This is a genomic window from Pseudomonas sp. TH10, from assembly GCF_016651255.1.
In the GTDB taxonomy this organism is placed as follows: domain Bacteria; phylum Pseudomonadota; class Gammaproteobacteria; order Pseudomonadales; family Pseudomonadaceae; genus Aquipseudomonas.
On record NZ_JAEKEG010000148.1, the window covers coordinates 1 to 21,769 of the forward strand.

Here is a 21,769-nt window from a genome sequence, read left to right on the forward strand (position 1 = left end):
GGTGCTGGCAGCGTTGCTCACGGCGAAGCCAATGTGTTTGAGCAGCAGGCCGTCGAACTCTTTCAGCGCCTGATCCTTGTCCTCGCGACCGGCCAGGGCCATTTCCTTGAGTACGAATGGATGGCAACGAATCGCACCCTGGCCGAAGATCATCAGGTTGCGCGAGAGAATGTTCGCGCCTTCCACGGTGATGAAGATCGGCGCACCGTTCCAGCTGCGGCCCAGATAGTTGTTCGGGCCCATGATGATTGCCTTGCCGCCATGCACGTCCATGGCGTGGCTGATGCATTCGCGGCCACGTTCGGTGAGGTGGTATTTGAGGATCGCCGACAGCACAGACGGTTTCTCGCCCAGATCCACCGCGTTGGCGGTGAGCATCCGCGCCGCGTCCATCATCCACGCGTTGCCGCCGATGCGTGCCATGGCTTCCTGAATGCCTTCGAAGGCCGACAGCGGCACATTGAACTGCTCACGAATCTGCGCGTATTGGCCGGTCACCAGGCTGGTGAACTTGGCCGCGCCGGTACCGACGGCAGGCAGCGAGATCGAACGGCCGACCGACAGGCAGTTCATCAGCATCATCCAGCCTTTGCCGAGCATCTCCTGGCCGCCTATCAGGTAGTCCAGGGGGATGAACACGTCCCTGCCGGAATTGGGGCCGTTCATGAACGCCGCGCCCAGTGGCAGGTGGCGACGACCGATTTCCACACCCGCGGTGTCAGTCGGGATCAGCGCCAGGCTGATGCCGAGGTCTTCCTTGTCACCCAGCAGATGGTCCGGGTCATAGGCCTTGAACGCCAGGCCGAGGAGGGTCGCGACGGGGCCCAGGGTGATGTAGCGTTTTTCCCAGTTCAGGCGCAGGCCAAGGGTTTCCTGGCCTTCCCATTGACCCTTGCAGATGATCCCGGTGTCGGGCATCGCGCCAGCATCGGAGCCGGCAAGCGGGCCGGTCAGGGCGAAGCACGGAATATCGTCACCGCGCGCCAGGCGTGGCAAGTAGTGGTTGCGTTGTTCGTCGGTGCCATAGTGCAGCAGCAGCTCGGCAGGGCCGAGGGAGTTGGGGACCATCACGGTAGAGGCGAGGTCGCCGCTGCGAGTCGCCAGTTTCATCGCCACCTGGGAGTGGGCATAGGCGGAAAAGCCCTTGCCGCCGAATTCCTTGGGGATGATCAGGGCGAAAAAGCCGTTGTCCTTGATGTGGGCCCAGGCTTGCGGTGGCAGGTCCATGTCCTGGCCGATCTGCCAGTCACTGACCATGGCGCAGAGCTCTTCGGTCGGGCCATCGATAAAGGCCTGTTCCTCTTCGCTCAACTGCACTTTCGGGTAGGCCAGCAACTTATCCCAGTCCGGACGGCCACTGAACAATTCACCGTCCCACCACACCGTGCCGGCGTCGATCGCATCGCGCTCGGTCTGCGACATCGGCGGCAGGGTTTTCTGGAACCAGCTGAACAGTGGCGCGCTGAAAAACTTGCGGCGCAGGTCCGGCAGCAACAAGGGCGCCGCCACGGCGGCGATCAACACCCATAGCAGCAGCAACAACCAGCCTGGCGCGTGACTGAAGGCGCCCATCGCCACCACAAAAACGGCAACGATGCACAAGGCGGGGAGCGGGGCGGTGCGGCGATGGGCCAGATAGGCAATGCCGACGATCAGAACCAGTATCCACAACAACAGCATATTCAGTCCTCCGTGAACCAAGGCAAATCGACCCTCCAGAGCTTAGACGGCATCTGCAAAACCGGGCGGTCAGACCAAGGTGATTGAAATCGTGGGAAACCCCGGATGGTTTTCGTAGGTTCGGTGGGCAACACGTGTGGGAAATCGTTCGGTCACCCCGCAGCTTTGCGTCCAAGTTTGGCCGAAACGTCGTTATCTCTGTGCTTGAGCTGTCGCTAGACTCCAGTCTCATCCAGGAGATTGTCGTCATGCACGAGTATCTGAGTCCCGGCCGCTTCATCGATAGTGACCACCCGTCAGTAGTGGAGTTCGCCGAACAACATCGAGGTGCCAGCCGCGATCCGCTCGAGCAGGTGATCAATCTTTATTACGCCGTGCGCGAAGCGGTGCGCTATAACCCCTACACCTTCAGTCGTGATCCGCAGACCTTGCGCGGCAGCTATGCATTGGCAACCGGGGAGAGTTATTGCGTGCCCAAAGCCACGCTGCTCGCCGGGTGCGCGCGGCATTGCGCGATCCCGGCGCGCATTGGTCTGGCGGATGTGCGCAATCACCTGTCGACCCCGCGCTTGCTTGAATTGTTGAAAAGCGACGTGTTCGCCATGCACGGTTATACCGAACTGTTCCTGAACGGACGCTGGGTCAAGGCCACGCCGGCATTCAATCAAGGCCTGTGCGAATTGTTCAACGTCGCGCCATTGGAGTTCGACGGGATCAACGACAGCGTGTTCCACCCTTTCAATCGCGATGGCGAGCCGTTGATGGAGTACCTGGTCGACCATGGCCAGTTCACTGATGTGCCTGAAGCGTTCTTTTTCGAGCACCTGGAAAAATGTTACCCGCACCTGTTTGCCGGGCAGTTGCCGGCGCTGCTGGGGGACATGCAGAGCGATTTGAGTCGCGCCTGATCCGGCGTATGCTGCCTGTCCATGCATTGGAAAAGAGGCGGTCATGCTGAAGATCTGGGGACGGAAAAACTCATCGAATGTCAGGAAGCCATTGTGGGCCGCCGAGGAGCTGGGCCTGGTTTACGAGGCAATAGATGCCGGCGGTGCCTTTGGCGTCGTGGACACCGCGCATTACCGGGCGATGAACCCTAATGGTCGTGTGCCGGTGATTGAAGACGACGGCTTCGTGCTGTGGGAATCCAATGCCATCGTGCGTTATCTCCTGGCCCGCCACGCCAGCAACAGCGCCTGGTACCCGGCGGATCCGCAAGCACGGGCCGTCGCCGACAAGTGGATGGACTGGACCACCTCGAGTTTTGCCGGGCCCTTCCGCACCGTGTTCTGGGGCGTTTTGCGCACGCCGGCCGACAAGCAGGACTGGTCGGCGATCAACGCAGCGATCAAGGAATGCAATGAGCTGCTGAGCATGGCCGATCATGCGTTGGCCAGCCAGCCTTACCTCTCCGGAAGCGAAATCGGCATGGGCGATATTCCCCTCGGCAGCTTTATTTACGCCTGGTTTGAAATGCCCATCGAGCGCGCGCCGCACGTGCATCTGCAAGCCTGGTATGAGCGCCTGAAACAACGCCCGGCCTACCAAAAAGCGGTCATGACCGCGTTGACTTGATAATAACTATCGACACACTTGACTGTACTTGTGCGGCGGCGGCAAGCACCATTGCGCTCATGCGCCGCGGTTGTATCCCTCGCCGCCCGCCCTTGTTTATTCCTTTCTTCCCTTCTTGGTGCGTAAATCCGATATGAGTTCCGCTCTGTCCATCCGGCAGCTAACCAAAACCTACGGCAACGGGTTCCAGGCCTTGAGTGGTATCGATCTGGACGTCGCCGAAGGTGACTTTTTCGCCTTGCTCGGCCCTAACGGCGCCGGCAAATCCACGACCATTGGCATTCTTTCGACCCTGGTGAACAAGACCAGCGGCACGGTGAACATCTTTGGCAATGACCTGGACAAGAACCCCGCGGCGCTGAAGCGTTCGATCGGCGTGGTGCCCCAGGAATTCAACTTCAACCAGTTCGAAAAGACTTTCGACATCGTCGTGACCCAGGCCGGTTATTACGGCATTCCGGCGAAGATCGCCAAGGAACGCGCCGAACAGTACCTGACCCAGCTTGGCCTGTGGGACAAGCGCGATGTGCCATCGCGTTCGCTGTCCGGCGGCATGAAGCGGCGTCTGATGATCGCCCGTGCGTTGGTGCATGAACCGCGCCTGTTGATCCTCGACGAACCGACCGCCGGGGTCGACATCGAACTGCGTCGCTCGATGTGGACGTTCCTTACCGAGCTGAACCAGAAAGGCATCACGATCATCCTCACCACCCATTATCTGGAAGAGGCTGAGCAGCTGTGCCGCAACATCGGCATCATTGACCACGGCACCATCGTCGAGAACACCAGCATGAAGCAATTGCTGGGGCAGTTGCATGTGGAGACCTTCCTGCTCGATCTCAAGAACACCTTGAGCGTTGCGCCGCAATTGCTTGGCTACCCGGCCCGGTTGATCGATAGCCATACCCTGGAGGTCCAGGTCGACAAATCCATGGGCATCACGGCGTTGTTCACTCAGTTGGCGCAGCAGAACATTGAAGTGTTGAGCCTGCGTAACAAAACCAATCGCCTTGAGGAGCTGTTCGTGTCCCTGGTGGAGAAAAATCTGTCGAAGGTGGCGGTATGAGTTCCGAGTTCGGTCCCAACCTCGTCGCGCTCCAAACCATCGTTTATCGCGAGGTCAAACGCTTCACGCGGATCTGGCCGCAGACGCTGCTGCCACCAGCGATCACCATGGTCCTGTACTTCGTGATCTTCGGTAACCTGATCGGCCGGCAAATCGGCGACATGGGTGGCTTCACCTACATGGAGTACATCGTGCCGGGGTTGATCATGATGTCGGTGATCACCAACTCTTACGGCAACGTGGTCTCGAGTTTCTTCGGCAGTAAATTCCAGCGTTCCATTGAAGAGCTGATGGTCTCGCCGGTGTCGCCACACACGATCCTGATCGGCTACACCCTCGGGGGCGTGCTGCGTGGCCTGATGGTTGGCGTCATCGTGACCATCCTGTCGATGTTCTTCACCCATTTGCAGGTGCATCACCTGGGGGTGACGATCCTGGTGGTGGTCCTGACGGCGACGATCTTCTCGCTGCTGGGTTTCATCAACGCCGTGTTTGCGCGCAACTTTGATGACATTTCCATCATCCCGACGTTCGTGCTGACGCCGCTGACCTACCTGGGTGGCGTGTTCTATTCGATCACCTTGCTGCCGCCGTTCTGGCAAACCGTTTCGCTGGCCAACCCGGTGCTGCACATGGTCAACGCCTTCCGTTACGGCATTTTGGGTGTGTCGGATATCAAGATCGGCATCGCGATCACCTTTATGCTCGTTGCCACCGTGGTGCTGTATTTCGGTTGTGCGCGGTTGCTGGTGAGTGGCCGCGGGATGCGTACTTAAAGTAATCCTGGATAGACAAACGGCCTCCCATGCGGAGGCCGTTTTGCATCACGACATCCGGTTTTTCTTGCGCCGCCGCCACTGCCGCGCAACCCACCAGCGCCAGTACAGCATCGTCAGGCAGTAGGCCAGGGCTCCCAGCACCAGTCCCGTGACCACCGAACCCAGCAGGAATGGTTGCCACATCGTGGACAGCTCGCCGCTGATCCACTCCCACGTCAGTTCGTCCGGCAAGTGCCGGGCAGGAATGTCCATCAACCAGGCGCCCGTCTGGTAGGTACAGAAGAACACGACCGGCATGGTGATTGGATTGGTCAGCCAGACCAGGCTGACGGCGATGGGGATATTGCCGCGCACCATGATGGCCAACGCCGCGGCTACCAGCATCTGCAAGGGAATGGGCAGGAAGGCGGCGAACAAACCCACGGCCATCGCCCGGGCAACGGAATGGCGGTTGAGGTGCCACAGGTTCGGGTCATGCAGCAGGGTGCCAAGGAAGCGTAAGGACTTATGTTCCCTGATGCTCGTCGGATCTGGCATGTAGCGTTTGAATAAGCGCCGGGGCATAAGGCTTCTCGGTCGGTTAAGGCGGCAAGTATGTCTCGATTCTGTGAACCGCCCATTCAGACTTTGTGACAATTAATAACGACGGCCGTGCCATCCCTCGACTATGCCTAGTGGGTGGACTCCAAGGACGGGCGTATGCGCACAGGGATGATAGCGCTGGCGCTGGGTTTGCTGACCCTGCGTTTCTTACCGGCATTACCGCCGGTCTGGTCGTTGATACTGATGCCGATAGTGGGCTTGATGGTGCTGCCGTTTCGCGCCTATCCGCTGGCTTTTTTCCTGTTTGGCTTCACTTGGGCCTGTACCCAGGCGCAATGGGCGCTAAACGATCGCTTGCCGATTCAGCTCGAGGGTGAAACCCGTTGGGTGGAGGGGACGGTCACGGGACTGCCGCAGAACGGCGAAGGTGTCGTGCGCTTCGAGCTGTCGGACAGCCATTCCCGCCGTACAAAGCTCCCGCAGCGGATGCGCCTGGCCTGGTACGACGGCCCTGCGGTGAATAGCGGGGAACGCTGGCGCCTGGCAGTCAAGCTGAAACGACCCATCGGGCTGCTCAATCCCCATGCATTCGACTACGACGCCTGGCTGCTGGCGCAACGCATCGGCGCCACCGGCACGGTGAAGGCTGGCGAAATACTCGCAGATGCCCGGGGAGCCTGGCGCGATAGCCTGCGCCAGCGCTTGCTGAATGTAGATGCGCAGGGCCGCAGCGGCGCGCTGGCGGCCTTGGTGCTGGGCGACGGCAGCGGCCTGAGCCGCGAGGACTGGCAGGTGCTGCAAGACACCGGCACCGTACATTTGCTGGTGATTTCCGGGCAGCACATCGGTTTGCTGGCAGGCGTGATGTACTTGCTGATCGCGGGGCTGGCTCGTTATGGCTTATGGCCGCGCCGTTTGCCCTGGCTGCCTTGGGCGTGCGGATTGGCATTTGCGGCGGCTCTTGGTTATGGCTTGCTTGCCGGCTTCGACGTACCGGTGCGCCGGGCCTGTGTGATGATCGGCCTGGTGCTGCTGTGGCGCCTGCGTTTGCGCCATCTCGGCGCCTGGTGGCCGCTGCTGCTGGCGCTGAACGGGGTCCTGTTGATGGACCCGCTGACGAGCCTGCAACCCGGTTTCTGGCTGTCCTTTGCGGCGGTGGGGGTGTTGATCTTCACTTTCGGCGGTCGGCTTGGCTCATTGCCCTGGTGGCAAACCTGGACTCGCGCCCAGTGGATGATCGCCATTGGTTTGAGTCCGCTTTTACTCATCCTCGGCCTGCCGATCAGCCTCAGTGGGCCGCTGGTCAATTTACTCGCGGTGCCCTGGATCAGTCTGTTGGTCCTGCCGCCTGCATTGCTTGGCACCTTGCTGCTGCCAATGCCTTATGTGGGCGAGGGTTGCTGTGGCTCGCCGGGGGGCTGCTCGACTGGCTGTTCAAGGGCCTGGCGCAAGCGGCGGGGCAGGTGCCCGCCTGGGACCCTATGGCGATTGCGTTTTGGACCTGGGCGCTGGCCGCCGCCGGCGCCCTGCTGCTGCTAATGCCGGCGGGGGTGCCGCTGCGATGGCTGGGCTGGCCGATGTTGCTGTTACTGGTCTTGCCACCGCGTCCCACAATCGCCGAAGGCATTGCCGAGGTCTGGCTTCTGGACGTCGGCCAGGGCCTGGCGATCCTGGTGCGCACTCGTCATCACAACCTGTTGTATGACGCCGGGCCGCGTTCCGCGGGCATGGACATGGGCGCGCGAGTGGTGCTGCCGACGTTGCGCAAGCTGGGAGTGGAACAGCTTGACCTGATGCTGATCAGCCATGCTCACGCCGATCATGCCGGAGGCGCCAAGGCAGTGGTCGACGCAATACCGGTCCGCAGGATAATGGGCGGCGAACCCTTTCCCCCGGCAGACGGCCTGCTCGCAGATGCCTGCGAGAGTGGCGGGTACTGGAATTGGGACGGGGTGAGCTTCCGGCTCTGGCAGTGGGCGTCGGCGCAGGACAGCAACTCCCGATCCTGCGTGTTGCAAATCGAGGCCTCAGGCGAGCGGTTGCTGCTGACCGGTGATATCGAACGGGCCGCCGAGCAGGCATTGCTCGGCAGCCCGCTGGCCGTCGCCACTGACTGGTTGCAGGCTCCGCACCATGGCAGTCGCACTTCATCCACGATGCCCCTGCTCAACGTGCTCCAGCCCAAGGCGGTGCTGATCTCCCGCGGCAACGGCAATTCGTTCGGCCATCCGCACCCGACGGTGATTGCACGCTATCGAAAATTGGCAATGGGGATCTACGACAGTGCGCAGCAGGGCGCCGTTCATCTGCAACTGGGGACCTTCTCGGCACCGGCGACGATGCGTCAACAACGGCGCTTCTGGCGTGATCCGGCACCGCTGGCAGAATGACTGGCGGGCAGCGGGCCCCGACCGGTTGCGCCATCGTGGTCTTCGGTGCGAGGAGCCCCTATGGTAAAGTGGCGCACTTTTTCGAGGGGACTGTCACTGTGTGGGAATTGGTCAAATCCGGCGGCTGGATGATGCTGCCGATCATTCTGAGTTCCATCGTGGCCATGGCGATCGTCGTCGAGCGCCTGTGGACCCTGCGTGCCAGTCGCGTCACCCCCGAGCATCTGCTCGGCCAGGTCTGGGTCTGGATCAAAGACAAACAGCTCAATAAGGAAAAGCTCAAGGAATTGCGCGCCAATTCCCCTCTGGGCGAAATACTCGCGGCTGGCCTGGCCAACTCCCGGCATGGTCGCGAAATCATGAAAGAGTGCATCGAGGAAGCCGCGGCGCGAGTCATTCACGAACTCGAACGCTACGTCAATGCGCTGGGCACTATTGCCGCCATGGCGCCGTTGCTGGGCTTGCTCGGCACCGTGCTGGGCATGATCGATATCTTCAGCGCGTTTACCGGTTCCGGCATGACGACTAATGCTTCGGTGCTCGCCGGTGGTATTTCCAAAGCGCTGATTACCACTGCTGCGGGCCTGATGGTCGGTATTCCGTCGGTATTCTTCCACCGTTTCCTGCAACGCCGGATCGACGAACTGGTGGTGGGCATGGAACAGGAAGCGATCAAACTGGTTGAAGTCGTGCAGGGCGACCGTGATGTTGACCTGGCCGAGGGCAGAGCGTGAAATTCCGCCGCAAGCCTCGGGAAACGGTCGATATAAACCTCGCTTCGCTGATCGACGTGGTGTTTATCCTGCTGCTGTTTTTTGTCGTGACCACCACTTTCACCCGTGAAACCCAGCTGCGCGTCGACCTGCCGGAAGCCGTCAGCGGAACGCCCGCCGAAGATCAGCAGGTCAAGCACCTGGACGTGGCGATCAATGCTGAAGGCGCGTTTTCGGTGAATAACCAGGTCTTGCCCAAGAACGACCTGGCGACCCTGATGGACGCCCTGCAGAAAGAATCCAACGGCGACACCAGCCTGCCGCTGTCCATCAGCGCCGACGGCAAGACCCAGCATCAGTCGGTCATCATCGCCATGGATGCTGCCGGCAAGCTCGGTTTCAGCCACCTGCGCATGACCACTGTCGAGGCGGCGCCGCCCGCGCCCTGATGGCCATGTCCGATCGCTTGCTCGCCGCGTGGTACCAGGGACATCCGGCCCTGAAGCTCTTGCAGCCGCTGGAGTGGCTCTATCGCCGTGTGGTCACGAGCAAGCGCAAGCGTTTCCTGGCGGGCGAGGGCGAGATCTATCAGCCGCCAGTGCCGTTGATCGTCGTCGGTAATATCACCGTTGGCGGCACGGGCAAGACTCCGCTGATTCTCTGGATGATCGAGCACTGCCAGCGTAGCGGGCTGCGCGTCGGGGTGGTCAGTCGGGGTTACGGCGCCAAACCACCGCAACTGCCATGGCGAGTCGCGGCGGATCAGGGCGCCGATACTGCGGGCGACGAGCCTCTGTTGATCGTCCAGCGCACCGGCGTACCCTTGATGATCGACCCGGACCGCAGTCAGCGCGGTCATGAGGCCTTGCTCGAGAGTGAACCGCTGGACCTGATCCTGTCGGACGACGGCATGCAGCATTATCGCCTGGCCCGTGACCTTGAGCTGGTGCTGATCGACGCCGCCCGTGGCCTGGGTAACCGGCGCTGCCTGCCCGCCGGGCCCCTGCGTGAGCCGGTCGAGCGCCTTGAGAGCGTCGATGCGGTGCTCTACAACGGCGCTGCGGACGATCGCCATGACGGGTTTGCGTTCCAGCTGCAACCTACCGCGCTGGTCAATCTGCGTAGCGGTGAACGGCGGTCGCTCGATCATTTTCCGGCCGGTCAGAGCGTGCACGCGGTTGCCGGGATCGGCAATCCGCAGCGTTTCTTCAACACCCTTGAAGCGCTAGACTGGCAGCCGGTCCCGCATGCGTTTGCCGATCACGCCGAGTACAGCGTGCAGGCCTTGAATTTCACACCGTCATTGCCGCTGGTGATGACCGAAAAGGACGCGGTGAAGTGCCGTGCCTTCGCTGCTGCCGACTGGTGGTATCTGGCGGTCGATGCTGTGCCGTCGCCGGCCTTCGTGGCGTGGTTTGACACACAACTGATGCGCCTGTTGCCAGATCGCCTTTTGCCTTAACTCTTTTATCCAGGGAATGTTCATGGACACCAAACTGCTCGATATCCTCGCGTGCCCGATCTGCAAAGGCCCGCTCAAGCTCAGCGCCGACAAGACCGAACTGATCAGCAAGGGTGCCGGCCTGGCTTACCCGATTCGCGATGGCATCCCGGTGATGCTCGAAAGCGAAGCCCGCACCCTGACCACTGACGAGCGTCTGGATAAATGACCACCGCCTTCACCGTTGTCATCCCGTCGCGTTACGCCTCGACCCGCCTGCCGGGCAAACCGCTGCTGTTGATCGCCGGCAAGCCGATGATCCAGCACGTCTGGGAACAGGCGAGCAAAAGCAGTGCGACCCGCGTGGTGGTTGCGACTGACGATGCGCGCATTGTCGAGGCCTGCAAGGGTTTCGGCGCCGAAGTGGTGCTGACCCGTGAAGATCACAACTCCGGAACTGATCGTCTGACTGAAGTGGCGGAGAAACTGGGTCTTGAACCCGACGCGATCGTGGTTAACGTGCAAGGCGACGAGCCGATGATTCCGCCGAGCGTGATCGATCAGGTGGCGGCCAACCTGGCAGCCCACACCGAAGCGCGCATGGCCACTCTGGCCGAGCCGATCGAAGATGTCGAAACCCTGTTCAACCCGAACGTGGTCAAGGTCGTCAGCGATATGAACGGTCTGGCGCTGACCTTCAGCCGTGCCACTTTGCCGTGGGCCCGCGATGCCTTCGCCAACAGCCGCGAGCAATTGCCAGAAGGCGTGCCTTACCGCCGCCACATTGGCATTTATGCGTATCGCGCCGGTTTCCTTCAAGACTTCGTGAGTTGGGGCCCGTGCTGGCTGGAAAACACTGAATCGCTCGAGCAACTGCGTGCTCTGTGGCACGGCGTGCGGATTCATGTGGCTGATGCGCTGATCGCTCCGCCAACCGGTGTCGACACCGTCGAAGACCTTGAGCGCGTTCGTCGCCTGCTGGAGGCCTGATGCGCGTTCTGTTTGTGTGCCTGGGCAACATTTGCCGCTCGCCCACCGCTGAAGGCGTGTTGCGCTACAAACTGCGCGAAGCCGGGCTGGCTGATCAAGTCGAAGTAGCCTCCGCCGGCACCGGTGACTGGCATGTCGGCAACCCGCCGGACAAGCGCAGCCAGGCCGCGGCGAAAGTGCGCGGTTATGACCTCTCGGCGCAACGCGCGCAGCAGGTCAGCCGCGCCGACTTCGCCAGTTACGACCTGATCCTGGCCATGGACAACAGCAACCTGCGCAACCTCAAGGCATTGCAGCCTGCGAAGGGCAAGGCGGAGCTTGACCTGTTCCTGCGCCGCTATCAGTCGGAACTCGATGAAGTTCCAGACCCGTACTACGACGGTGACCAGGGCTTCGAGCAGGTACTGGACCTGATCGAGCGCGCCAGTGACCTGCTGGTGATCGAATTGAAGGGGCGGTTATGAGTCTGCAGGTGCAAGCCCGGGTATCGCTCAAACCGTACAACAGCTTTGGCGTGGATGTGCAGGCCCGCCTGTTTGCCCAGGCCCACAGTGACGACGACGTGCGCGACGCCTTGGCGTATGCCACGCAGCACGAGGTGCCATTGCTGGTAATCGGTGGGGGCAGCAACTTGCTGCTCACCGCCGATATCCAGGCGCTGGTGCTGCGCATGGCCACCCGCGGGATTCGCCTGCTCAGCGACAACGGCCAGCAGGTGGTGATCGAAGCCGAAGCCGGCGAGCCTTGGCATCCGTTTGTGCAACACACCCTGGCCCAGGGTTTGTCTGGCCTGGAAAACCTCAGCCTGATCCCCGGTACGGTTGGCGCGGCACCGATGCAGAACATCGGCGCTTATGGCGTGGAGATCAAGGACGTGTTTGCCGGCCTGACCGCGCTTGATCGCCAGACTGGCGAACTGCGCGACTTCAGCCTGGACGAGTGCAAGTTCGCCTACCGCGACAGCCTGTTCAAGCAGGAGCCGGGGCGCTGGTTGATCTTGCGGGTGCGCTTCAACCTGAACCGCACTGAACACCTGCATCTGGAATACGGCCCGGTGCGTCAGCGCCTGACCGAGCAGGGTATCGACCGTCCGACCGCCAGCGACGTCAGCCAGGCGATCTGCAGCATCCGCAGTGAAAAGCTGCCGGATCCGGCAGTGCTGGGTAATGCCGGCAGTTTCTTCAAGAATCCGCTGGTATCGGCTGCGCTGGTGGCGCAGATCAAAGAGCAGCACCCGGATCTGGTGGCTTACGCGCAACCGGACGGGCAGATGAAACTCGCCGCCGGTTGGCTGATCGAGCGCGCAGGCTGGAAGGGTTTCCGTGAGGCTGATGCCGGCGTGCACAAATTGCAGGCGCTGGTGCTGGTCAACTACGGCACGGCGACCGGGCTGCAACTGCTCGAACTGGCGCAACGCATCCAGAAAGATATTGCCGAACGTTTCAATGTCGAATTGGAAATGGAGCCCAACCGCTATTGAGGCTACGCTTTCAAAGCGCCATCCAGAGCCCTGCACTGATGAAAAAGTGCAGGGCTTTTTTGTTAACGCTGGGTTAACTTAGCGAGCTAACGATAACCGTCATTTGCTCCACCAAAGGCCCGGTGCAGACGTTCGCGTCGACACAAGAGAGCCTCCTTAGCCTGAGTCGATCTGCGTGAACCACCGCCACTCCTCGGCGGCAGATTGCTCGACCCCATAACCTCCAAAAAATATGCGGGCGTGCCCATGATTACCCTGAAACTCAATGGCCAGGATCATTCCCTCGACGTCACTGAAGACATGCCGCTGCTCTGGGCGATCCGTGATGTCGCCGGTTACAACGGCACCAAATTCGGTTGCGGCATGGGCCTGTGTGGCGCATGCACCATTCACATCGACGGCTTGCCGGCGCGCAGTTGCATCACGCCGATCGGCTCGGTAATCGGCCAGAACGTCACCACCATCGACAACCTGCACGCCGACCCGGTCGGGCAAGTGGTCCAGCAAGCCTGGCTCGACACGGCGGTGGCTCAATGCGGTTTCTGTCAGGGCGGGCAGATCATGTCGGCCACGGCATTGCTCAAGACCCATCCGAACCCGAGCGACGAGCAGATCGAAGAAGCGATGGTGGGCAACATTTGCCGTTGCGGCACCTACAACCGGATCAAAACCGCGATTCGCCAAGCCTCCACCCATCTGAAGGAGGCGAAAGCATGAGCCGCCTTCCAAATGATTTCGCCCTGAGCAATCTCAGTCGCCGTGGGTTCCTCAAAGGCGTCGGTGCCACTGGCGCGTTGGTGCTGGCCGCGAGTTGGGGCTGGCAGGATGCATTGGCCGACGAGAAAGCAACGAAATTCGGCGCCGATGGCATGCCCAATGGCTGGATCGACGATCCGAAGGTTTACATCAGCATCGCCGCTGACGGCATTGTTACCGTGGTGTGCAACCGTTCCGAGATGGGCCAGGGAGTGCGCACCAGTCTGACCCTGGTCGTTGCCGATGAACTGGACGCTGATTGGGCTCACGTCAAAGTCCAGCAGGCGCCGGGTGATGAAGTGCGTTTCGGCAACCAGGACACCGACGGTTCGCGCAGCATGCGTCATTGGTACGAACCGATGCGCCGTTGCGGCGCAGCGGCCCGCACCATGCTTGAACAGGCTGCGGCCGCGCAATGGAATGTGCCAGTGGCCGAGTGTCACGCGCAGTTGCACAAAGTCATTCACAAAACCTCCGGCCGTGAGCTGGGCTATGGCGAACTCGCCGCCGCGGCCAGTGCGTTGGCGGTGCCCGCTCGCGACAGCCTGCGCCTCAAGCAGCCGTCGGAATTTCGCTACATCGGCAAGGAAGGCACCAAGGCCATCGACGGTGAGGACATCGTCAACGGTCGCGCGGTGTACGGCGCCGACGTGCATTTTGCCGGCATGTTGTACGCGACCATTGCGCGTCCGGCGGTGTACGGCGGCAAGGTCAAATCCGTTGACTCGAGTGCGGCGCTGAAAGTGCCTGGCGTGCTCAAGGTCATCAATATCGAAGGGCGGCCAATGCCGTCGGAGTTCCAGCCCCTGGGTGGCGTGGCAGTGATCGCCAGCAATACCTGGGCGGCGATCAAAGGGCGCGAAGCGCTGAAGATCGAGTGGGACGATGGCCCGAATGCCAGCTATGACTCGATCGCCTACCGCAAGGAGCTGGAAGCCGCATCGCTCAAGCCCGGCAAGGTCGTGCGCAACACCGGCAACATCGACGAGGCCATGGGCAACGCCGAAACCACGCTGGAAGCGTCTTACTATCTGCCGCACCTGGCACAGTCCCCGATGGAACCGATGGTTGCCATTGCGCGCTTCAAGGACGGCGTCTGCGAGGCCTGGGCACCGAGCCAGGCACCCCAGGTGACGCGAGAGCGAATTGCCGAACGCCTCGGCGTCCCGTTCGATAACGTCACGGTCAACGTGACCCTGCTCGGCGGCGGCTTCGGGCGCAAGTCCAAGCCGGATTTTGTCATCGAAGCGGCGATCCTCGCCAAGGAATTTCCCGGCAAGGCAGTGCGGGTGCAATGGACGCGTGAAGACGATATCCATTGTTCGTACTTTCATACGGTGTCGGCCGAGTACCTCAAAGCCAGCCTGAACAAGGACGGCATGCCGTCCGGTTGGCTGCATCGCACCGTTGCGCCGAGCATCACCGCGTTGTTTGCGCCGGGCATGAATCACGAGGCGGCGTTCGAGTTGGGCATGGGTTTCACCAACATGGCTTACGCGATTCCCAATGTACGCCTGGAGAACCCTGAAGCTACCGTGCATACGCGAGTCGGCTGGTATCGCTCGGTATCGAACATTCCTCACGGTTTCGCGATCCAGAGTTTCGTCGACGAACTGGCGCACAAGGCCGGTGAAGATCCGCTCAAGTATCAGATCAAATTGCTCGGCGCGGATCGGCAGATCGATCCGCGCACCTTGAGCGAAGAATGGAACTATGGCGAATCCCCCGAGCGTTATCCGATCGACACCGCGCGCATGCGAACGGTGCTGGAAACCGCTGCGAAAGCCGCCGGTTGGGGACGCAAACTGCCCAAGGGTCGTGGGCTGGGCCTGGCGGTGCATTACAGCTTCGTGACTTACGTGGCCGCGGTGATCGAGGTCGAGGTCAAGGATGATGGCACGTTGATCGTGCACAAGGCCGACATCGCCGTCGATTGCGGGCCGCAGATCAATCCTGAGCGCATTCGCTCGCAGTTCGAGGGCGCTTGCGTGATGGGCCTGGGCAACGCGGTACTGGGTGAAATCAGCTTCAAGGACGGCAAGGTGCAACAGGACAACTTTCATATGTACGAAGTGGCGCGCATGTCGCTGGCACCTAAGGAAGTCGCCGTGCACCTGGTGACGCCGCCGGGAGACGTGCCGCTTGGGGGCGTCGGCGAACCTGGCGTTCCACCGATTGCGCCGGCGCTATGTAATGCGATTTTTGCTGCCACGGGCCAGCGTATTCGCAACCTGCCGGTGCGCTTCCAGTTACAGGGTTGGCAGAAGGCGCAAGCCTGATGGACAGCGTCGATCTGAATGTCCTGCGCAGCGTGCTGGAATGGCGCAATGCGGGCCAGCGGGTGGTGCTGTACAGCGTGGTCCAGACATGGGGCACTGCGCCCCGGGCACCTGGCGCCATGCTGGCGTTGCGTGAAGATGGCGTGGTGATAGGGTCTGTTTCCGGCGGCTGTGTCGAGGATGATCTGATTGCCCGCCTGCACGATGGGCGCATCCCGGTTGACGGACCGCCCGTGCAGTTGATCACCTACGGCGTGACTCGCGAGGAGGCGGCGCGCTTTGGCTTGCCTTGTGGCGGCACCTTGCGCCTGACTGAGGAGCGCGTCGGCGATCCGGCCTGGGTGGCACAATTGCTGGCGCGTTGCGAGGCGCACGAGATTGTGGCGCGCTCGCTGTCGATTGAAACCGGTGAGGTGTTGCTGGAGCCCGCAGACAAGTTACAAACGCTGACCTTTGACGGCAGGACGTTGCGGGCCATTTATGGTCCGCGCTGGCGTCTGCTGCTGATCGGCGCAGGTCAACTGTCGCGATATGTCGCCGAGATGGCGCGGCTGCTGGATTTCGAGGTGCTGATCTGCGATCCGCGCAGCGAATTCGTCCATGGCTGGGAAGAGCAGCATGGACGCTTCGTCCCGGGCATGCCCGACGAAGCGGTACTGACTATCCAGACCGACGAGCGCACCGCCATTGTTGCGCTCACCCATGACCCGCGCCTGGATGACATGGCGCTGCTGACGGCGCTGGACTCCGATGCATTCTACGTGGGTGCGCTGGGGTCTCGGGTCAACAGCCTGAAGCGCCGGGACAATCTGGCTCAGCTAGGCTTGTCGGCCGCGGCCATTGAACGGCTGCACGGCCCGATCGGCTTGCACATTGGTAGCCATTCGCCAGCGGAAATCGCTTTGTCGCTGATGGCTGAAATTGTCGCAATCAAGAACGGTGTCGAACTCAAACAGAAGAAGCCCTTGCAGGAGGCGCCATGAGCGAACCCATCGCCGTCATCGTGCTGGCAGCGGGACAGGGCGAGCGCTTTCGCCAGGTGGCGGGCGCCGACAAGGACAAGTTGCTCGCGGACTGTACCGGGCGCGACGGTGCTGTGCGGTCGGTCATCGAGCATGTCCTCGTGAACCTGCCGGCTAAGGCGGGCAAACGGGTTGTGGTTACCACTGCAGATCGTCCCCAGGTGATTCGCATGGCCCAGGCCTATGGGTTCGAGGTGGTCCTGATCGAGTCCACGGGCATGGGGGACAGCATTGCTGCCGGGGTGGCGTCGTGTCCGCAGCCCGGTGGTTGGTTGATTGTGCTGGGGGATATGCCGTTCATCCTGCCTTCGAGCATTGAGCGGGTGATAGCAGGGAGGGCGGCTGACACTATCAGTGTGCCAGTGCATGACGGAGAGTATGGGCACCCGGTGGCGTTCGCGGATTCTTTCGGACCGGCGTTGATCGCGCTCTCGGGGGACGGCGGGGCCAGGCCGCTGTTTGCTACGGCCAGGGTGGTTGAAGTAGAGGTGGATGATCCTGGGGTGTTGTGGGATGTGGATGTGCCCGGCGCCCTGGTGTTTGTGTAAAAGATCTTTTGATCTTCAAGGTATAAAAAAGCCCCGCCAGGTTTTCACCGGGCGGGGCTTTTTAACGGCTTTTGGAATCAGACGAGAGGTTTAGGCTCGTGTTCTTTTTCCTGGGCCTCTTGGTGATGCTCTGCCGCGTCCTGAACGGAGCGTGGCGCTTCAGCGATCACCGACGCTACAGGCTCAGCGGCAACTTCAACAGGGGCTTCAGCGACCACCGGTGCAGCCTCGACCACGGCTGGAGCAGCAGCGGCAGCCAGTTCGGCTTCTTTCTGCAGACGCTCTTCTTCACGCTTGCGACGACGCACTTCACGTGGATCGTTCGGCGCACGACCGCTTGGTGTCAGCGCGCTGACCGGAGCGGCTTCAACCACTGGGGCAGCCACTTCGGCTACAACCGGGGCTTCAACCGGCGCTTCAACCACTGGAGCAGGCTCTGCAGCCGCAACTACTGGCTCTGGCTCGTAAGCCGGAGTTTCAGCTGCCGGGGCGGGTGTTTCTGCAACAGCTGGCTCGGCAACCCAGTTGAAAGCGGTTTGCTCTTCGCGAACTTCACGAATCGATTCGGTCACGGTTTCGCTGACTGTCTCGGCAGCAGGCTCTGCAATGACTGCTGGAGCTTCGACGACTGCCGCAGGTTGCGGTGCCGCTTCTACTTCAGGCTGCGCTTCACGAACCGGCGCCACTTCGATTTCCGGCGAAGCGGTGGCTTCGACAGGCGAGGTCGCTTCAACCACTGGCGCTTCGACTGGAGCAGTGTCCAGGGTAGCAGCAGTAGCGCGTTCGGCTTGCTCGTTGGCCTGTGCTTCAGCTGGAGCGCTGATCACCGAGCTGGCAACGGCTGCGGTAACAGCCAGGCCAGCGGCCAGGTCGTTAGCGCTTGGTGCGTCGGCAGTGGCCGCCACTTCGCCTTCAGCGGAGTCAGACTCTTCCGAACCTTCGATCACGTTGCCGTTGGCATCACGCTGACGCTCGCGACGGTTGCTGCGACGACGCTGGCCGCGGGAGCGACGACGTGGACGATCGCCTTCGGCGCCTTCCTGTCCGTCTTCCTGCAGTTGCTCTTCGTTGGACAGCAGTTCTTCTTCGGCTACTGGAGCTGCTGCTTGCTCGGCACGTGGCTGACGTTCTTCACGCGGTGGGCGTGGAGCACGTTCTTCGCGTGGCTGGCGAGCCGGACGCTCTTCAGTGGTAGCGACAGCGACAGCGGCAGCGGCTGGAGCAACAGCGTCCAGGGGTTCGCGCAGTTCGCGTACACGTTCTTCACGCTCGCCACGTGGCTTGCGGTCTTCACGTGGAGCGCGCGGTGCACGTTCCTCACGCGGTGCGCGTGGTGCACGCTCTTCACGTGGCGCGCGTTCTTCGCGGGCTACTGCCGGCGTTTCTTCACGAGCTTCGCGTGGTTTCACGAGCTTCCCGTGGAGCGCGTTCTTCACGCGGTGCACGTTCTTCGCGAGGCTTGCGCTCTTCATCGCGACGACCATTACGGTTGCGGCTTTGCTGACGACCGTTGCGACGCTCTTCGTTGCGGGCCGGACGCTCGGCAGCCGGTTTTTCAACCACTGCCGGAGCCACTGGCTCTTCTTTGGTTGCAAACAGGCTGACCAGCGACTTCACCAGGCCCTTGAACAGGCTTGGCTCTGGCACGGCGGCCGGTGCAGCCACAGGCGCGGCAGCAACCACTTCGGCAGGAACCGGCGCATTGGCGCGGGCAGGGGCCGTCTTGACTGCAGCTTCCTGGCGAACCAGGGTGCGGGTCGCAGCGGCAGGCTGAACTTCTTCAACTTCGGCAGCGGCAGCAGCGATTTCGTAGCTGGACTGGTTGATGTGGGCTTCCGGGCTGTCGTCACGCAGACGCTGAACTTCGAAATGCGGGGTTTCGAGGTGATCGTTCGGCAGAATGACGATGCGCGCACGGGTACGCAGTTCGATCTTGGTGATCGAGTTGCGTTTTTCGTTGAGCAGGAACGCGGCAACCGGAATCGGCACTTGAGCGCGGACTTCGGCGGTGCGGTCTTTCAGGGCTTCTTCTTCGATCAGGCGCAGGATCGCCAGCGACAGCGATTCAACGTCACGGATGATGCCGGTGCCGTTGCAACGTGGGCAAACGATGCCGCTGCTTTCGCCCAACGATGGACGCAGGCGCTGACGGGACATTTCCAGCAGGCCGAAGCGCGAGATGCGGCCGATCTGCACGCGAGCGCGGTCGGCTTCCAGGCATTCGCGGACTTTCTCTTCCACGGCGCGCTGGTTCTTGGCAGGGGTCATGTCGATGAAGTCGATGACGATCAGGCCGCCGATGTCGCGCAGGCGCAACTGACGGGCGATTTCTTCGGCGGCTTCAAGGTTGGTCTGCAGAGCGGTTTCTTCGATGTCGCTGCCTTTGGTGGCGCGCGCCGAGTTGATGTCGATGGACACCAGGGCTTCGGTCGGATCGATGACGATGGAACCACCGGAAGGCAGTTCAACGACGCGCTGGAAAGCGGTCTCGATCTGGCTTTCGATCTGGAAACGGTTGAACAGCGGCACGCTGTCTTCGTACAGCTTGATCTTGCTGGCGTACTGCGGCATTACCTGACGGATGAAGGTCAGGGCTTCGTCCTGGGCTTCAACGCTGTCGATCAGCACTTCGCCGATGTCCTGGCGCAGGTAATCGCGGATGGCGCGGATGATCACGTTGCTTTCCTGATAGATCAGGAAAGGCGCGGAACGATCCAGCGACGCTTCTTTGATAGCGGTCCACAGTTGCAGCAGGTAATCGAGGTCCCACTGCATTTCTTCGCTGCTGCGGCCCAGGCCGGCAGTGCGCACGATCAGACCCATGTCGGCTGGTGCAACCAGGCCGTTCAGCGCTTCACGCAGTTCGTTGCGCTCTTCGCCTTCGATGCGACGGGAGATACCGCCGGCACGTGGGTTGTTCGGCATCAGCACGAGGTAACGACCGGCCAGGCTGATGAAGGTGGTCAGGGCTGCGCCCTTGTTGCCACGTTCTTCTTTTTCGACCTGAACGATGACTTCCTGGCCTTCGCTCAAGACGTCCTTGATGTTGACGCGGCCTTCAGGGGCTTTCTTGAAGTATTCGCGGGAGATTTCTTTGAGGGGCAGGAAGCCATGGCGCTCAGAGCCGAAATCGACAAAGGCAGCCTCAAGGCTTGGTTCGATGCGAGTGATACGGCCTTTATAGATGTTGGCCTTTTTCTGCTCGCGTGCACCGGATTCGATGTCCAGGTCGTAGAGGCGTTGGCCATCTACCAGTGCAACACGCAACTCTTCGGGTTGAGTTGCGTTAATCAGCATTCTTTTCATGTAGTACCGTCGGTTTCCGGGCTGCCGGAAACGGCGTTCGGCACACACGACTTCTCACGGTCGGTGTCAGGTGCGTCGGGAGTGGTTGGCCATTCCCGTGTCCAGCGATATGCGGCCAATTGGGCCGATGTCGCGACGTACGCGTCCTGCTTGCTGTGGCTACTTAAGCACTCAGTCAGGAGGAGGAATCAACCAGCGGCTGTGGACGAGATGAAGCGTCTTGATAAAGCCTATTGCTACACAGTCCGGCGGTTGTGCATCTCCACCCTACACGTATCCCTGATAATTCGGGTGCTGCCGCGCGCAGAATCCGCAGCGGGTTGGCATTTACCGTGAGCTCCGAAAGGGGAGGTCACGCATCATGGCTAATTCAGGCGGTGTTTCCGAAACCTTCGCTCGGGGTCATTTGCAGCTGACTGCACTTTGTGAACTGGCCGTGAATATCTGCCTGCCAGGCGAGTAAAAACTCTGCTCGGCGGTGTAATTCAGGCCTCATGTCACCTGCGCTCGTTACAACTGCAAACTCCACCGTTACGTAGCGAAAGCCCCGTAGGACGGCCTCGCGTCCTGGTGAATTGCGTTGGTCAGGGCCGGTTTTTGACCGTGGTGCCGCTGTCCAGGCCGCTTTTGGCGGCGTTCGCGACTATAGCAGCAATGATTAAGTGCTTCAATTCCATAAAAATTGTTATCATCCGCGGCATGACAACTACTGCCCCTTCGACTCCAGGCGTTCAACTGCTTGAAGTCTCGCCGGAGTATGCCGGCCAAAGAATCGACAATTTTCTCCTCGCCCGGCTCAAAGGCGTGCCCAAGACTTTGATTTACCGCATTTTGCGCAAAGGCGAAGTGCGTGTGAACAAGGGTCGGATCAAGCCCGAATACAAGCTGCAGGCAGGTGACATCGTGCGCGTGCCGCCGGTTCGCGTGCCTGAGCGCGACGAGCCGGTGCCCCTGGCTCAAGGCCTGCTGCAGCGCCTCGAAGCCTCGATTATCTTCGAGGACAAGGCCCTGATCGTGATCAACAAGCCTTGTGGCATTGCGGTTCACGGCGGTAGCGGTCTGACCTACGGCGTGATCGAAGCCTTCCGTCAGTTGCGCCCCGATTGCAAGGAGCTCGAGCTCGTCCACCGACTGGACCGAGACACCTCTGGCCTGCTGATGATTGCCAAGAAACGCAGCATGCTGCGTCACTTGCACACGG

General features: G+C 61.2%; 18 protein-coding genes and 2 pseudogenes. 17 read left to right on the plus strand and 3 right to left on the minus strand.

Annotated elements, in window-relative coordinates; genetic code table 11:
- Nucleotides 1–1,680 (minus strand): acyl-CoA dehydrogenase (locus tag JFT80_RS20495; RefSeq protein WP_201149106.1); only part of this gene is annotated, 1,680 nt, incomplete at its 3' end.
- Between the two features lie 248 nt (nucleotides 1,681–1,928).
- Between JFT80_RS20495 and JFT80_RS20500 the strand changes: the two genes are divergently transcribed.
- From JFT80_RS20500 to JFT80_RS20515, 4 genes are all read left to right on the plus strand, one after another.
- Nucleotides 1,929–2,588, plus strand: coding sequence for a transglutaminase family protein (locus tag JFT80_RS20500; protein ID WP_201149107.1), 660 nt, complete (start codon nucleotides 1,929–1,931; stop codon nucleotides 2,586–2,588).
- A gap of 43 nt (nucleotides 2,589–2,631) precedes the next feature.
- Nucleotides 2,632–3,255: a glutathione S-transferase family protein gene (locus JFT80_RS20505; RefSeq protein WP_201149108.1), complete on the plus strand. Its 624-nt coding sequence runs from the start codon at nucleotides 2,632–2,634 to the stop codon at nucleotides 3,253–3,255.
- A gap of 133 nt (nucleotides 3,256–3,388) precedes the next feature.
- On the plus strand, nucleotides 3,389–4,321 hold the full coding sequence (locus tag JFT80_RS20510) for an ABC transporter ATP-binding protein (RefSeq protein WP_201149109.1): 933 nt from the start codon (nucleotides 3,389–3,391) through the stop codon (nucleotides 4,319–4,321).
- Nucleotides 4,318–5,097 carry an ABC transporter permease gene (locus JFT80_RS20515; RefSeq protein WP_201149110.1) on the plus strand — a complete coding sequence of 260 codons (780 nt, stop codon included), beginning with the start codon at nucleotides 4,318–4,320 and terminating at the stop codon, nucleotides 5,095–5,097. Before JFT80_RS20510 ends, JFT80_RS20515 begins: the two co-directional genes overlap by 4 nt.
- A 48-nt stretch (nucleotides 5,098–5,145) precedes the next feature.
- On the opposite strand, the gene JFT80_RS20520 is transcribed toward JFT80_RS20515, so the two are convergent.
- Nucleotides 5,146–5,664, minus strand: coding sequence for a DUF2062 domain-containing protein (locus JFT80_RS20520; RefSeq protein WP_122839121.1), 519 nt, complete (start codon nucleotides 5,662–5,664; stop codon nucleotides 5,146–5,148).
- 135 nt (nucleotides 5,665–5,799) lie between these two features.
- On the opposite strand from JFT80_RS20520, the pseudogene JFT80_RS20525 reads away from it, so the two are divergent.
- The 12 genes and pseudogenes from JFT80_RS20525 to JFT80_RS20580 all read left to right on the plus strand — a co-directional run bounded on the left by JFT80_RS20525 (nucleotide 5,800) and on the right by JFT80_RS20580 (nucleotide 17,262).
- Nucleotides 5,800–8,033, plus strand: a pseudogene (locus JFT80_RS20525) (DNA internalization-related competence protein ComEC/Rec2).
- 98 nt (nucleotides 8,034–8,131) lie between these two features.
- Nucleotides 8,132–8,767, plus strand: a complete 636-nt coding sequence (locus JFT80_RS20530) for a MotA/TolQ/ExbB proton channel family protein (protein WP_201149117.1) — start codon at nucleotides 8,132–8,134, stop codon at nucleotides 8,765–8,767.
- Entirely contained in the window at nucleotides 8,764–9,195 is a 432-nt protein-coding gene (locus JFT80_RS20535; protein WP_045061739.1) for a biopolymer transporter ExbD, read from the plus strand. Before JFT80_RS20530 ends, JFT80_RS20535 begins: the two co-directional genes overlap by 4 nt.
- Nucleotides 9,195–10,208, plus strand: a complete 1,014-nt coding sequence (lpxK, locus tag JFT80_RS20540) for a tetraacyldisaccharide 4'-kinase (RefSeq protein WP_201149111.1) — start codon at nucleotides 9,195–9,197, stop codon at nucleotides 10,206–10,208. Before JFT80_RS20535 ends, lpxK begins: the two co-directional genes overlap by 1 nt.
- Nucleotides 10,209–10,230: 22 nt before the next feature.
- On the plus strand, nucleotides 10,231–10,416 hold the full coding sequence (locus tag JFT80_RS20545) for a Trm112 family protein (RefSeq protein ID WP_003174668.1): 186 nt from the start codon (nucleotides 10,231–10,233) through the stop codon (nucleotides 10,414–10,416).
- The gene (kdsB, locus tag JFT80_RS20550; RefSeq protein ID WP_201149112.1) at nucleotides 10,413–11,177 is read left to right on the plus strand and encodes a 3-deoxy-manno-octulosonate cytidylyltransferase; all 765 of its coding nucleotides are present in this window, start codon (nucleotides 10,413–10,415) and stop codon (nucleotides 11,175–11,177) included. The genes JFT80_RS20545 and kdsB overlap by 4 nt, the downstream gene beginning before the upstream one ends.
- Nucleotides 11,177–11,641, plus strand: a complete 465-nt coding sequence (locus JFT80_RS20555; RefSeq protein ID WP_201149113.1) for a low molecular weight protein-tyrosine-phosphatase — start codon at nucleotides 11,177–11,179, stop codon at nucleotides 11,639–11,641. The genes kdsB and JFT80_RS20555 overlap by 1 nt, the downstream gene beginning before the upstream one ends.
- Nucleotides 11,638–12,657, plus strand: a complete 1,020-nt coding sequence (gene murB, locus JFT80_RS20560) for a UDP-N-acetylmuramate dehydrogenase (protein ID WP_201149114.1) — start codon at nucleotides 11,638–11,640, stop codon at nucleotides 12,655–12,657. Before JFT80_RS20555 ends, murB begins: the two co-directional genes overlap by 4 nt.
- Nucleotides 12,658–12,903: 246 nt before the next feature.
- Nucleotides 12,904–13,374 carry a (2Fe-2S)-binding protein gene (locus JFT80_RS20565; protein WP_201149115.1) on the plus strand — a complete coding sequence of 157 codons (471 nt, stop codon included), beginning with the start codon at nucleotides 12,904–12,906 and terminating at the stop codon, nucleotides 13,372–13,374.
- Entirely contained in the window at nucleotides 13,371–15,692 is a 2,322-nt protein-coding gene (locus tag JFT80_RS20570) for a xanthine dehydrogenase family protein molybdopterin-binding subunit (protein WP_201149116.1), read from the plus strand. The genes JFT80_RS20565 and JFT80_RS20570 overlap by 4 nt, the downstream gene beginning before the upstream one ends.
- Nucleotides 15,692–16,675, plus strand: coding sequence for an XdhC family protein (locus JFT80_RS20575; protein WP_122839128.1), 984 nt, complete (start codon nucleotides 15,692–15,694; stop codon nucleotides 16,673–16,675). The genes JFT80_RS20570 and JFT80_RS20575 overlap by 1 nt, the downstream gene beginning before the upstream one ends.
- Nucleotides 16,672–17,262 (plus strand): NTP transferase domain-containing protein, encoded by a 591-nt coding sequence (locus tag JFT80_RS20580; RefSeq protein WP_122839129.1) that lies wholly within the window; start codon nucleotides 16,672–16,674, stop codon nucleotides 17,260–17,262. Before JFT80_RS20575 ends, JFT80_RS20580 begins: the two co-directional genes overlap by 4 nt.
- Nucleotides 17,263–17,339: 77 nt before the next feature.
- Here the strand turns inward: JFT80_RS20580 and rne are convergent.
- A pseudogene (gene rne / locus JFT80_RS20585) lies at nucleotides 17,340–20,568 on the minus strand (ribonuclease E).
- 699 nt (nucleotides 20,569–21,267) lie between these two features.
- On the opposite strand from rne, the gene JFT80_RS20590 reads away from it, so the two are divergent.
- On the plus strand, nucleotides 21,268–21,769 hold a 502-nt coding region (locus JFT80_RS20590; RefSeq protein WP_242483011.1), incomplete at its 3' end, for a pseudouridine synthase.